Here is a 13,056-nt window from a genome sequence, read left to right as displayed (position 1 = left end):
CGTACACTGGATTGCAACAATCCCCATAAGAAAGGATCTTTTCCATGGCTTCCAAGACTATAAAGGTAGGTTCCTCTGTAGGCCTACACGCACGTCCCGCCTCCATTATCGCGGACGCAGCTGGCGAGTTCGACGAAGACATCTTCCTCAACCTCGTTGGCGATGACGATGAAGATGAGACCGATGCGGCCTCTTCTTTGATGATTATGGCTCTTGGCGCAGAACAGGGCGATGAGGTTACTGTTACTTCCGACAACGAAGAAGCGGTAGAAAAGATTGCTGCCCTCATCGAAAAGGACCTAGACGCTTCCTAAGCCCTAAAACGGTTCGCTTTAAAGCTCCCCGCCTGTGTGGTGGGGAGCTTTTCGCTTGCCGACGCCACCTATCCCCACGGTGGCACCCAGCTCACCTGCCCGTTCACCCGGGCCAGCCGTCCTCGGCGAGGCGGGGCATTGGGGTCATCGTCATTGACTCCATTATGGTAGGGACAACAAGTCGCGAGGTTCGCAGCGTTAGTCTCTCCGCCGTGCTTCCACGCCTTCAGGTGGTGGACCTGGCATTCATCCGCGGGAAAATTACAGCTCTCCCACGGGCACACCGGGTTTAGCGCAGCCGCCATCAGCCGCTGCTTGTCGTTGGCTAGCCGCGAGGTTCGATAAAGGTTTACCGGCCCCTCGTGCGGGTGGACGAGTGTGACATAGCCGTGATCGCTTAGTGTCCGCGCCACGAGCTCCGCTCCCGTCATTTGAGCGCCATTGGTCAACTGCAGGGTAATTTCTTCGCCCCCACCGTCGACTATTCGGTCGAGCTCATCGAGGGTGAGCACTACCTGTGTCGTTACCGTCGTGCGTGCTGCATTCGCTTTCCCGAAAAAGAGGTCTTTGGCAGATTCCAGCGGCTTATTGGCATCCAATGCGGCGTGCATATCTGCTACATCGGCTGAATCCCCAGTAATGGTCAGCGACCACGGGCCGCCGGAACGACGGGTAATGCGCACGCCTTTTTCCGGTGTGCGGCGCGGGCGCAGCTCGCGGACCAAGGCCCGAGCACGCTTTTCTAGTGCTGTAGCACTGCCACGAAAGGCACACAGTTCGCAGCGTAGGGTCCAGGCATCTCGCTGCGTCGGCAAGCGCAGGGCGTATTTTTCAATGAGCAGCAGCACGTCGAGGGAATGAGTAGTCTGTCGCGCTGCTCGCTGTTTGGCAGAAAAGCCGCACTTGCCAAAGTAAGTATCGCACAGTCGTAGCAGGTCACGCGCGGCAATGTCGGAAGCACCTTGCGCGATGAGCTCGCGATCACTGAGCCCTTGAGCGGCGGCGACGATGTCCATTCCGGCGCTCATGGCGTCTAAGTATGCGTCCAATGCGGTCATGCCGCTGAGTTAAACAGCCCGCGCAAGCCCACGCGAGCCAGGTACAGGAGCGGTGTGGATAACCCGCGTTGCTCCGTCAACAAAATTGCCCGCCGCGGGCGCGCGGCGGGCAATTATCCACAGCAGAAAAATTAGTACTTGGCGGCGTAGCCTTCGCCGACGGAATCGTATAGCTTCTTCATGATCGGATAGGCGACGATAATGCCCACTGAACCCCACGCGATGCCTTCTAGGGAAACCCCACCAACGCTGAGAGTCAGGTTGCCGATGCCCGCGATGAGCGCCACTGCGGCCGCGGTCAAGTTGACCGGGTTATTGAAATTGACCTTATTGTCCATCCAAATGCGCACACCCAACATGCCAATAAGGCCGTAAAGCACGATGCAGGCCCCACCAAGAACGCCGGTAGGAATGGTGAAAATCAGCGCGCCAAACTTCGGCACGAAAGCCAGAAGGATGGCGGTAAAGGCTGCTACCCAGTACGCGGCGGTGGAATAGACGCGGGTAGCGGCCATCACGCCAATATTTTCAGCATAGGTCGTGGTGCCAGAGCCGCCGAAGCCGCCAGCGAGGGTGGATGCGAGGCCATCGGCGATAAGAGCGTCACCGGCCAAGTCATCCAAGTCGCGCTTGGTCATCTCGGAAACGGCCTTGACATGGCCGACGTTTTCCGCGATGAGGACCACCAGCACGGGAAGCGCGACGGCAATGGCGGAGACGTTGAAGGAAGGTGCGTGGAATTGCGGCAGGCCCACCCACGGGGCGGCATCAATGGCCGCGACGGCGTCATCGCCGAGGTTGCCGGTGAGAGCGGCGAAAATCCAGCCCACGACCACGCCGAGGAGAATGGACAGGCGCGAAACCATGCCGCGGCCGGCGACGGTGGCCAGCAGGATTACCATCAGCGTCACCGCCGCCACGAGCGGCTGGGAGGCGAAGTTCTCGGCCGCATTCGGTGCCAGGTTCAGGCCGATAAGTGCCACAATCGCACCGGTTACGGCCGGCGGCATGACTGCGTCCAACACGCGGCGGCCGGCGAACTTTACGGCGACGCCCACCGCGGCAAGGACAAGGCCAGTAACCAAAATGGAGCCGGCCTGCGCGGCGATACCGTACTGCTGCGACGCCGAAAGCGGTGCGATGAACGCGAACGAGGAGCCGAGGTAGGACGGCAACCGGTTGCGCGTGATAAGCAGGAACAAAATTGTGCCGAGGCCGGAAAAGAGCAGCGTCGTGTTGACGGGGAATCCGGTCAGGGTGGGAACTAGCAGCGTGGCGCCGAACATGGCCACCACGTGCTGCATACCGATGCCGATGGTGCGGCCCCAGCTGAGTCGTTCTTCCGGCGCCACCACCGCGCCTGGGGCAATCTTTTTACCGTCCCCGTGGACGGTCCAACCTTTTAAGCTCACGAGCCTTAATTATGGATCACCGGAGCTGGTTTAGGAAACGTCCTCCACGATGAATTCAGCGAGTTCACGGGCGGTGGGTGCGGGAAGGCGGACGTCGACAAGCGTGCCATCGGCCGTATACTCCTCGTGGCGCACCGTGCCCTCGGCGTGCACGCGTGCCACCACATCCCCGCGCATGAAGGGAACCTGCAGCTTAACGTGACTATCGCGGGAGTTGAGGAAGAGTTCCACACGCGCGGTAAGCTCGTCGATTCCCTCACCGGTACGGGCAGATACATAGACGACGTCCTCATGGTCAAGGACGTGGCGCAGCTCAGCAAGCACCAGCGGATCGGCCTGGTCGATCTTATTGATCACGATAATTTCGGGCGGGGCCTGCTCCCCTGTCTCAGAGACGATGTCATAGATGACCTGATTGACCGCCTCAATCTGTTTTAGTGGGAACGGGTCTGAGCCATCGACCACGTGCAGCATAATATCGGCGGCTAGTACCTCTTCCAGGGTGGATTTAAAGGCCTCGACCAGCTGCGTGGGCAGGTGGCGGACGAAGCCGACGGTATCGGTGAAGACGACCTGGCGGCCGTCGGCAAGCGTGGCACGGCGAGTGGTGGGGTCCAATGTGGCAAAGAGCGCGTCTTCCACCAATACCCCGGCGCCGGTCATGGCGTTAATGAGGGAGGACTTTCCGGCATTGGTGTAGCCCGCAATAGCTATCTGCGCAATGGTTGAGCGTTGGCGCTTGGAACGCTTGACCTCACGTGCGGTCTTCATGGCGCGCAGTTCCTTGCGCAGGCGGGCCATCTCCGTGCGGATACGGCGACGGTCTGTCTCAATTTTGGTCTCACCGGGACCACGCAGGCCCACGCCGCCGTTGGATCCCGCGCGGCCGCCTGCCTGGCGCGAGAGGTTGCCACCCCAACCACGGGTATGCGTATACAGGTATTCCAACTGCGCCAATGAGACTTGGGCCTTACCCTCTTTTGATTTCGCATGCTGGGCAAAGATGTCAAGGATGAGCATGGTGCGGTCAATGACCTTGGTGTTTAGCGCACGCTCGAGTGCGGTGAGCTGGCCGGGGTTAAGCTCACCATCGCAGACCACGGTATCGGCGCCGGTGGCCTCGACGATATCGCGCAATTCCTTCACTTTGCCGGAGCCGATGTAGGTGCCGGAGTCCGGCTTATCGCGCTTTTGGTAAATCATCTCCACTACTTCGGCGCCGGCGGTTTCGGTAAGCGCGGCCAGCTCGTCCATGGTGGCTTCCACTTCGGCCACGGTGCCTTCGGTCCACACGCCGACCAAAATGACTCGCTCGAGGCGCAGCTTTCGGTACTCCACCTCGTAGCCATCGGTAGTGTCCTCGGCGCGGATGGTGGTCTCACGGGTAACGCGGCGGAAGGCGTTGCGCTCTGCCAGATCGAGGTCACCGGTGGTGGGCGTCGCCTCCGGCGTGGCCGGGGCGTCGTTATCGCGAAAGGCGCGGGCGAGGAGATCGTCGTTATTATGCTGGGAAAATTCGGTCATACTACCTTTCATTTTTGCATGTTGCGGCCGAAAGCGGGAATTTCGGATTCTTAGCTGGCTGGACAAGGCGATACAATGGCGGGCATGAACGTTAAGGACACTGGGGTGAAGCAGAATACCGAGATGCAGGCCATTGGCCTCAATTTCGAGCGCTGGCAGGATGCGGTCGAGGCGGCCATCGCCAGCGACCGCTTAGCCGTTACCGGTGAGGTGCGCGGTGGCCAGCTCATTCAGTTCACCGATCCGTCGGGCGCGCAGCTTAATATCCTCGCGGTAGAGCCCTTTGCTACCTTCATCGGCTTCGATGCCGTCACGCAAGGGTTTGCCCACGTGGAGATGGTCAACGATGTCCTGGCCCTGCTGGAAATCATCGATCCTTTCGGCACCACCATCGCCCAGGCCACCGCAAACCTGGCGCAGGGGCCTTTGCTTGTCGACGAACCCTTGCAGCAGTGGCAGCAAATTTCCCTAACCGCCATGGGGCTGGATGTGCGCACCTACGATTCCGCCGCTGCCTATGAGGCGGCCGAGGGCGAGTTCCCCGCGCTCTTCGAATCCGCGGGGGCCAAGGTTATCTCCTCTGGCTCCGGTGCCAAGGTCCCGACCCCTGCCGCCTCCTTTGCCGCACGCGTCATGGAATCTGAGTGGCGCACCAACGAGCTGACCGGGGAGAAATTCGCTCACCTCGTCATGGATGGCCTATTCCCCTTCGACCTCTGCCTGCCAGTGGGAGCCGGCGAGCTACCGGCGAAGGACTCTATCGTGGCCGGTACCGCGATGCTTACGGCGTCTATTGAGCTGCCCAGCGGCGGTTGCGGCGATGGCGCTGGCTGCGGTTGTGGCTCCGGTGGCTGCGGCTGCGGCGGCCATTAGAACGGACATAAAGGCCTGGTGAAATAGCTGTGTGGATGCCCTTCCCTGAAAATGCGAGGAACCGGCGGGTAATGGTTCTCGTGCTGATCCTGGTGGGATCAGCAGCGGTTGTGGCAACCCTGAAAGTCCCCGGGGTTTTCATTGCAGCGCTGCTCATCGCGGCGGCGCTGCTTATGCTGCATACCCGGCCGGATGCCTCAGAGCAGGCAGCCCTGCGCAGTTCTATTCGCCTTTCGGCGGAAGACATCGACGACGTCGTGGCGGAATACGAGGACTTCCGCTCCTCCGCGGCCGCCGAAAAAATGGCGGACCGCACGCTCTACCGGCCGGCGCTTTTAGATTTGGATTGTTCCGACCCCACCATCCAAGCCTTCCATTACGAGCTTTCCGGCGCCCGGCGGTTCCTGCGTCGGTTGAACTTGCGCGTTAATGCGGAAGAAATTAGCACCAACGAGTTGGAATCTTTGCTCAGGGTCACCGATGAGCGCGCCCGCGAACTGAAAGAAACGTGGTTGTCTGCCCGCCGTGCTGCCTTCGCGCTCGGGCCGAAGTATGAAAAGAACGAAGTAGAAAATCGCGCGCTGCGCCGCCAAGAACTCGAAGAGCAAGCCTTCGAGGAAGGCGAAGGGCGCAGCGCCTAAACACTAGCCAGACACGAGGCGGTCTACAGCGAGGTCTCGCCGGTGGCGACGATCGCGGAAGGTCCGGTCAAGCGCGAGCCGCCCTCGTAAATATCGACGATAACTTCCCCGCCCGGTACGTGTACGTGCACGGTGCCGTGGGGGGTGCTGGTGTGGTCAACGGCGGCGTCGGCAAGTGCGGCGGTCGCTGCTGCTACGGTGCCGGTGCCGCAGGAGCGAGTCTCTCCTACTCCGCGCTCGAAGACACGCATGTGCACGTGGCCGTCGCGCAGTGGAGTCACCAGCTCGACGTTTACGCCATCCGGGAAGAAAGCCGCATCGACAACGGGTTGCTCCAGCGTCTTTGCCGCGAGCTCCTTAGCCTCCAGCCCCGGCAACACGGCCGCCAGGTGGGGGTTTCCCATGTCTACGCCCAAACCGGCATATTTTTCCCCCGCCATGGATGCGGTGGACACGCCAGTTACTTCGGCCGGCCCCATCTCCACCGTGACCTCGGCCGCGTGTGCATCACACGAATGGACAGTAACGAGCTTGGCGCCCGCCCGAGTGCCGATGGTGAACTTATCTTCGTCCACCAGACCGCGCGAGCGCAGCCAGTGGGCGAATACGCGGGTTCCGTTGCCGCACATTTCGGCCACGGAGCCATCGGCGTTGCGGTAATCCATGAACCAATCATCGGGCGCAATGCCCTCGGCCAGTTCGGCGATTTCACCGGCTGCGAGCAAAGCATCGGCGCGCACGACGCGCAGCAAACCATCGCCTCCGATACCGGCGCGGCGATCGCACAGCGCCGCTACGCGCTCGGGACTAAGCGGCGTGGCAGCCGCGTGGTCTTCCACGATGACGAAGTCATTTTCAGTTCCATGGCCCTTGGCAAATTTCATGTTCCCTACCCTAGCGCGCGCAAAGCCTGGGCGGCCGTATCGCCCGCAGCATCCAGCCATGTAATGCGCTTATCACGGTTAAACCAGGAGCGCTGACGGCGCACATACCTCCGCGTCCCGGTAATGGTGCGCTCTACAGCCTCATCCCACGTGAGTTCGCCGCGCTGGGCTTGAAATACCTGGGCATAGCCGATAGCGCGGCCAGCGGTGGAATCAGCCACCAAGCCCTGTGCTTGGAGACGCTCGACTTCCTCGATAAGCCCACGCTCAAACATTTGGCGGGTGCGCAGTTCAATGCGCGGATTCAACCAGTCCGCGGTGGTGCGCAGCCCCAAGAGGCGGGTTCCCCACCGCGGCGGGGCATCCTTCGGCGGTTGGCTGGCTTTATAGGGCTTGCCGGTTAGTTCAATGACCTCGAGCGCGCGGACGGTACGGCGCGGGTCCTTATCCTCGATAATGGCGGCTGCGGCCGGATCCACCTGCGCCAGCTCCTCATGCAACGCGTCCGTGCCGATTTCCCTGCGTCGTGCCTCGTACTTGGCGCGCACGGCAGGGTCGGTGGGTGGGAACTGCCAGTCGTCGACAAGCGCTTGGGCATAGAGCATGGAACCACCGACCAGAATGGGCGTTTTGCCGCGGGCCATGATGACTTCCACGTCCGCGATAGCATCGCGCTGGTAGCGCGCCACGGAAGCGGTCTCGGTCACCTCCCACACATCGAGCTGATGGTGCGGGATCCCCTCGCGCTCAGCCGGGGTGAGCTTGGCGGTGCCAATATCCATGCCGCGATATAGCTGCATGGAATCGACGTTGACCACCTCTCCGTCTAGTTCATGCGCAAGCGCCAGACCTAAGGCAGATTTTCCGGAGGCGGTGGGACCAAAGACTGCAATCGGGTGCATTAGACCTCCCATCCTGCGACATAGCGGCCAACGCCCAAGGTGGCATCGGTGGCCAAAAGCTGTGCTTTCCTTGGCCGCAGGCCCGCCAATTCCTCCCACAGTGCGGGTTCTATGACGCCGCGCTGGCAAAGCCACTCACCTGCCCTGCTTGCCGACGCCCCCATTAGCACCTCCTCGCACCACTCGTGCGCTGCCTGGGCGTCTGGAACAAGCGCCAAAGGGGCGCGCTCGGTTAGGCCTGCACTGCCATCTGCCACGACGATGGTCAGCGCCGCTGGATCCGGCTGGCCGATAGCCTCCCGACTACCGCGGACGCTAAGCTGCGGCACGCTGTGTAGTACGTAGCGCGCCATTATCTCGGGCAAAAAATTGCCGCCGCCCAGGTCCGTGGCTGCTCCCCAGGCCTGTAAACTGCCGGTATGGGCGGTATACCAGCGCTGGTCTTGGCTGCCAACGATATCCACGGCTGTGATACCGGCCGCGGCAGCCTCCACCGCAAGGGAGCGAGCAGCGGCGAGCAGTGCACGAGAGGCAGCGTCATGAGCGGAAAGCTCCACGGCCAGCGCTGGTGAGGCTGGCATTACCATGAGATTGAACATTATTTCTCCATACTATCTACCCAAGTGGAGGTAATTAAATAGAATCTGGGCGCGCGCGAGATATTCGCGGTAATGTATCCAATGATTTTATCCGGCAGCCGTGACGCGCGGCGATCTATGCATAGGAGGGCTTGTCATGTCTCCCATCCCTACCCCAGGTTCCATGCCCAAGAAGGGCCCTCGCCCCACCGCAAAGCCTGTTCCCGTTCAGGCCCCACGCAACAATGACCCGGCCAAGTGGGGCCGGGTCGACGCAGATGGTTCCGTCTTCGTTTCTGCTCCAGAGGGCGAACGCAAGATCGGCGAGTGGAAAGCCGGTACCCCCGAGGAGGGCCTTAAGCACTACGGCGCGCGTTATGACGATCTATCTACCGAAATCGAGCTGCTCGAGGCACGCCTACGCGCCAATCCTGATGAGGCCGTCGGCATTAAAAAGACCGCAGCGCAGTTGCGCGAAACCCTAGCTACTGCTTCGGTCATCGGAGACATCGCTGCCTTGGATCGGCGCCTTAGCGCGGTGATTGAACACTCGGTAGAAGCCGGCGAGCAGGCGCAGGCCGATAAGGAGCGTCGCCGCGAAGAAGCAATCGCTGCCAAGGAAAAGCTGGCGGCTGAAGCAGAAGAAATTGCTGAAAACACCACCGACTGGAAGGCCGCTGGCGACCGCATCCGCGCCATCTTGGAGGAGTGGAAGCAGATTAAAGGTATCGACCGTAAGACCGATGATGCCCTGTGGAAGCGCTACTCTCGCGCCCGCGATTCCTTCAACCGCCGCCGCGGCTCCCACTTTGCTGAGCTGGACCGCGCCCGTGCGGTTGCCCGCAAAAAGAAAGAGGAGCTCGTCGAGCGAGCCGAGGCCATCCAGGATTCTACCGATTGGGGTCCCACCGCCCGCTTCTACCGCGATTTGATGACCGAATGGAAGGCCGCCGGCCGCGCTCCACGCGAGGTGGACGATAAACTCTGGGCCCGCTTCCGCGCCGCCCAAGACAAGTTCTTCAATGCTCGCAATGCCGTCAATGACGAGCGCGACCGCGAGTTCGCAGAAAATGCCAAGGCCAAAGACGCCTTGATTGCGGAATACGACGGTCAAATCGATCCTGCTAAGGGAATCGAGGGAGCCAAGGCCAAGCTGCGCGAGTTGCAGGAAAAGTGGGAAGAGATCGGCTTCGTTCCCCGCAAGCAGGTGCGCGAATACGAGTCCAAGATCGCGGCGCTGGAGCAGCGCGTAACCGATGCGGAGAAATCTGAATGGCGCCGCACCGACCCAGAGGCGCAGGCACGTGTGGCACAATTCCAGGCGAAAGTCGATGAGTTTAAGTCTCAGGCCGAGGCGGCTGAAGCCAAGGGCAATGCAAAGAAAGCCGCTGATCTGCGCGCTCAGGCCGAGCAATGGCAGGCTTTTGCCGACGCCGCCGCTAACGCCGTCAACGATAAGTAGTGCACCTCGTCCACATTGCGCGTCCACCGCGGCCGCCGCACGCATCTCCCGTTGACGCACGGCCCAGCGAACCAGCGGATTGCATTCGCAGCTTCGTCTTTTGGGCCAACTTGGCGGCCCAAGAAGCAAGCGGCGATGCCGCGGCATCGACGTCACCGGGCCGCGTGGTCCAGCGCCTGCAGGGTTCTAGCGAATCACAGACCCATCTCTTTGCCGTAGTGGACGGCGACTCCACTCTGGGCGAGGTCTCTGAGCTTGGGCTGCCGCTAATACCTGCGGTGGAGCCCAGCCCAGAGCTGGACTACCTCGGATTCATCCACCTCAGCCTGCCGCTTTTAGAAGAGCGCGAAACCGCCGAGATCGAATCCGTGCTGTGCGATCTGCCTCTCCCTGGGCAAGAACTCGAGGAGGAAGGGCAGAAAGTAGCCGAGTGGATGGGCATAAAGGCGCTGGAGCTTGCCCGGAAGCTCGGCCGCACCATTGCGCACGTCGGTCTTCTGCATCCACCGGGGACGGACCCAGACTACGATGTCATGGGAAGCGTCTACCGCCAGCTGGGGTTTAAGCACCGGCATGCGGAACACCAACTCGTGATGGACATCCCCGAAAGCCCCGTGGCGGCACTCCTTCCAGCGGGAATCACCTCGCAAGCGTGGGCTGATTACGACATCCCAGAAAGCTACCTCGACGAGGTCATGCGGCTGCTTACCCTAGCCTCCCAAGACGCGGAGACCGGGGATTTGACGGTGGAGCCCATCGTCTGGACTCGCACGCGGTTGCGCGAAGCCCACAGCCGGCTGCGTTCTCGCCGCGGACATACGTTACTTATCGCACTCACCAGCGAAGAGGGGAAAATCCTCGCGCTGGCAGAAGTAGCCAGGCACGAGGATGCGAATCCTGAGGTAGCCGAGTGGACTTTGACCGTCACCGATCGTCCGCACCGGCGCCGCGGACTCGCGCAATTAGCCAAGCTCACAGCGCTTCACGCCGTTGCACGCCATTGGCCACAAGTACGTCGTTGCTACGGCTCCGTGGCGGACAAAGACGAAGCGATGAATGCCATTTACCGTAGATTGGGTGCCCGAGAGCTTTCCCGCTCTTGTGCATGGGAGTTGCGATTGCGAGACTAGAGCCGCAGGCGTCACAGATAAAGGCGCGGCGGCGCGCTTTTTACTCGCCGTGTTGGGCGCGGTGACGCTCAGCAGCTTGCTTGCGGCGATTATCCACAATTGGCACCTGCCGCGGCGCCGCGTTAATAGCAGGTTGGAATTCGCCCACCTCATCGAGCTGTCCGGCGGTGGCACGCACTTGAGCCTCGGCAGCCTTTTGCTCTGGGCTGCGGCGCAACGCCACTAAGCAATAGGCCAAAAATGCTAGGAAGGTAGCCAGCATTCCTACCCACATTCCCAGCGATGCCCCGTCAGCGGTAGACCCGCGGAACCAGAAACCCCACAGGTTGGCAAAGAAGGACACAGTCACCAGCATCCAAGCGACAAGTCCAGGCGTAGCTCGGCGGGTAAACAGTGTCACCGGGGTGAGAACGCCCAATCCAAGGAGAGCGAGCCACGCGGAGACGGTTTCCATGAGGGATATTCTGACTCCGCTGGACGTGGTACCGAAGGTCAACGCTTCCCAACCGTGTGAGGGGCCGGCGTAGGGCAAAACCAGGTAGAGGATATAAGCCACCACCGCGATGCACAGTGTGACTTTGTGGCCGCCGAGGTCCATTGTTTGTGCTGCGCGGCGCTCCGCGGTAGCTGCTTTCTGGGCGGCGGTGGTGGGCTTTTCCTCAGTCATGGGTCCCTAGCCTACTCCCCTCTTAGCAACCGCAAGAATCGCCGGATTCAGCGGCCGCTGGCTTTCCAATAGACGGCAATCCCAGACCCACGCCGATGGGCGCCGTCGTCGGGGTCTCACCGGCGGCCGACATGTCGCCGGCCTTGGTGCGGGTGTGGGAGGTAACGGCGGCGTCGGCAAGCAAGAAGAAAGAACCCGCACCGGTGACCTGAGTATGGACCACATCGCCCGGGCGAATCGCGGTGGAGATGTCCGCACCGTCAGAATCAACCGGGGTGAAGTGCACTAAGCGCCCATCACGAGCGCGACCAGTCATGCGGTGGGTCTCATCGTTCTTGCGGCCGCCCTCTGCCTGGACCAAAAGTTCAACGTCTGTGCCGATGAGCTTCTTGTTCTCCTCGGCCTGGATGCTATCTTGCAAAGCAACGAGGCGCTCGAAGCGATCTTGGACGACGTCCTTAGGAATCTGGTCCTCCATATCCGCGGCCGGGGTGCCTGGGCGCGGCGAATACTGGAAGGTAAAGGCAGAGGCAAAGCGGGCGCGGCGCACCAGTTCCATCGTGTCTTGGAAGTCTTCCTCGGTCTCGCCTGGGAAACCCACGATGATATCCGTGGTAATCGCGGCGTGCGGAATCTTCTCCCGTACCTCATCCAAAATCCGCAGGAATTTCTTCGTGCGGTAGGAACGGCGCATGTCCTTAAGAACCTTGTCGGAGCCAGACTGCAGCGGCATGTGCAACTGCGGGCACACGGACGGGGTCTCCGCCATGGCGTCGATAACATCAGAAGTAAATTCCGCCGGGTGCGGGGAGGTAAACCGCAGGCGCTCAAGGCCTTCGATCTTGCCTACCTCGCGCAGCAGCTTAGAGAAAGCGAAGCGGTCGCGCGGCATCTCCGGATCGGCGAAATTAACGCCATAGGCATTAACGTTTTGTCCCAGCAAGGTGACCTCAGATACGCCCTGATCCACCAGCGCTTGGACTTCGGCCAAAATGTCGCCCGGCCGACGGTCCTCTTCTTTACCGCGCAGGGAAGGAACGATGCAGAAGGTACAGGTGTTATTGCAGCCTACTGAAACAGAAACCCAGCCGGCATAGGCAGACTCACGCTTGGCCGGCAAGACGGACGGAAACGCCTCGAGGGAATCGACAATCTCCACTTGGGCTTCATCGTTGTGGCGAGCGCGCTCTAGCAGGGTCGGAAGAGCCGCCATGTTGTGGGTGCCAAAGACGGCATCGACCCACGGTGCATTATCAAGGACAGTGTCCTTGTCCTTTTGCGCCAGGCAACCGCCCACGGCAATCTGCATGCCTGGGTGGTTTTCCTTGGTTTTCTTCAAAGCGCCCAAGGTGCCATAGAGCCGCTTATCGGCATTCTCACGCACGGCGCAGGTATTAAAGACGATAAGGTCTGGCTCTACACCTTCGCCGGCGGCCGAGTAGCCTGCCTCCTCCAAAAGGCCAGAGATGCGCTCGGAATCATGCACATTCATCTGGCAGCCGAAGGTTCGGACTTCATAAGTACGGGTATCTGCGATTGTCTGCTCCACGTCGGCATAGTTTAGCCATGTAGTTAGGCATCTCATAACTGCCGGACTTGGCCATTCCGGCG

Annotated in this window: 13 protein-coding genes; 5 read left to right on the top strand and 8 right to left on the bottom strand. The window is 61.0% G+C overall.

Features of this window, described 5'->3' with window-relative positions:
• Nucleotides 1-44: 44 nt before the first annotated feature.
• Nucleotides 45-314: an HPr family phosphocarrier protein gene (locus tag RAE07_RS03660; RefSeq protein WP_317001375.1), complete on the top strand. Its 270-nt coding sequence runs from the start codon at nt 45-47 to the stop codon at nt 312-314.
• A 68-nt stretch (nt 315-382) separates the two neighbouring features.
• Here RAE07_RS03660 and RAE07_RS03655 read toward each other — a convergent pair whose 3' ends face one another.
• The 3 genes from RAE07_RS03655 to hflX form a co-directional block, all read right to left on the bottom strand.
• Nucleotides 383-1,372 (bottom strand): HNH endonuclease signature motif containing protein, encoded by a 990-nt coding sequence (locus tag RAE07_RS03655; RefSeq protein WP_316330682.1) that lies wholly within the window; start codon nt 1,370-1,372, stop codon nt 383-385.
• A gap of 131 nt (nt 1,373-1,503) precedes the next feature.
• Nucleotides 1,504-2,784, bottom strand: a complete 1,281-nt coding sequence (locus RAE07_RS03650) for a uracil-xanthine permease family protein (protein ID WP_317001373.1) — start codon at nt 2,782-2,784, stop codon at nt 1,504-1,506.
• A 30-nt stretch (nt 2,785-2,814) separates the two neighbouring features.
• Nucleotides 2,815-4,308 carry a GTPase HflX gene (hflX, locus tag RAE07_RS03645; RefSeq protein ID WP_317001372.1) on the bottom strand — a complete coding sequence of 498 codons (1,494 nt, stop codon included), beginning with the start codon at nt 4,306-4,308 and terminating at the stop codon, nt 2,815-2,817.
• Between the two features lie 75 nt (nt 4,309-4,383).
• Between hflX and RAE07_RS03640 the strand changes: the two genes are divergently transcribed.
• Complete coding sequence (locus RAE07_RS03640; RefSeq protein WP_023021371.1) at nt 4,384-5,181, top strand: hypothetical protein; 798 nt, start codon at nt 4,384-4,386, stop codon at nt 5,179-5,181.
• Between the two features lie 35 nt (nt 5,182-5,216).
• Nucleotides 5,217-5,822, top strand: coding sequence for a hypothetical protein (locus RAE07_RS03635; protein ID WP_316328211.1), 606 nt, complete (start codon nt 5,217-5,219; stop codon nt 5,820-5,822).
• 23 nt (nt 5,823-5,845) lie between these two features.
• On the opposite strand, the gene dapF is transcribed toward RAE07_RS03635, so the two are convergent.
• From dapF to RAE07_RS03620, 3 genes are read right to left on the bottom strand one after another with little or no spacing between them, the layout of a single operon-like run.
• The gene (gene dapF, locus RAE07_RS03630; RefSeq protein WP_316328210.1) at nt 5,846-6,706 is read right to left on the bottom strand and encodes a diaminopimelate epimerase; all 861 of its coding nucleotides are present in this window, start codon (nt 6,704-6,706) and stop codon (nt 5,846-5,848) included.
• A 5-nt stretch (nt 6,707-6,711) separates the two neighbouring features.
• Nucleotides 6,712-7,608 (bottom strand): tRNA (adenosine(37)-N6)-dimethylallyltransferase MiaA, encoded by an 897-nt coding sequence (gene miaA / locus RAE07_RS03625; RefSeq protein WP_316328208.1) that lies wholly within the window; start codon nt 7,606-7,608, stop codon nt 6,712-6,714.
• Complete coding sequence (locus tag RAE07_RS03620; RefSeq protein ID WP_317001371.1) at nt 7,608-8,207, bottom strand: hypothetical protein; 600 nt, start codon at nt 8,205-8,207, stop codon at nt 7,608-7,610. Before RAE07_RS03620 ends, miaA begins: the two co-directional genes overlap by 1 nt.
• 136 nt (nt 8,208-8,343) lie before the next feature.
• Between RAE07_RS03620 and RAE07_RS03615 the strand changes: the two genes are divergently transcribed.
• Both RAE07_RS03615 and RAE07_RS03610 read left to right on the top strand, forming a co-directional pair.
• A complete protein-coding gene (locus tag RAE07_RS03615; protein WP_317001370.1) occupies nt 8,344-9,648 on the top strand; it encodes a DUF349 domain-containing protein in 1,305 nt (434 codons plus the stop codon).
• The gene (locus RAE07_RS03610) at nt 9,648-10,778 is read left to right on the top strand and encodes a GNAT family N-acetyltransferase (RefSeq protein WP_317001369.1); all 1,131 of its coding nucleotides are present in this window, start codon (nt 9,648-9,650) and stop codon (nt 10,776-10,778) included. The genes RAE07_RS03615 and RAE07_RS03610 overlap by 1 nt, the downstream gene beginning before the upstream one ends.
• Before the next feature lie 40 nt (nt 10,779-10,818).
• Here the strand turns inward: RAE07_RS03610 and RAE07_RS03605 are convergent, their stop codons facing one another.
• Complete coding sequence (locus tag RAE07_RS03605; RefSeq protein WP_317001368.1) at nt 10,819-11,445, bottom strand: Rv2732c family membrane protein; 627 nt, start codon at nt 11,443-11,445, stop codon at nt 10,819-10,821.
• 22 nt (nt 11,446-11,467) lie between these two features.
• Nucleotides 11,468-13,030, bottom strand: a complete 1,563-nt coding sequence (gene miaB, locus RAE07_RS03600; protein WP_023021363.1) for a tRNA (N6-isopentenyl adenosine(37)-C2)-methylthiotransferase MiaB — start codon at nt 13,028-13,030, stop codon at nt 11,468-11,470.
• Nucleotides 13,031-13,056: the final 26 nt, after the last annotated feature.

Origin of the sequence: Corynebacterium nasorum (assembly GCF_032821635.1) — a bacterium.
Taxonomy (GTDB): domain Bacteria; phylum Actinomycetota; class Actinomycetes; order Mycobacteriales; family Mycobacteriaceae; genus Corynebacterium; species Corynebacterium kefirresidentii.
Note: the sequence above shows the minus strand (reverse complement) of the source record. Positions and strands in the feature narration are given on the sequence as shown.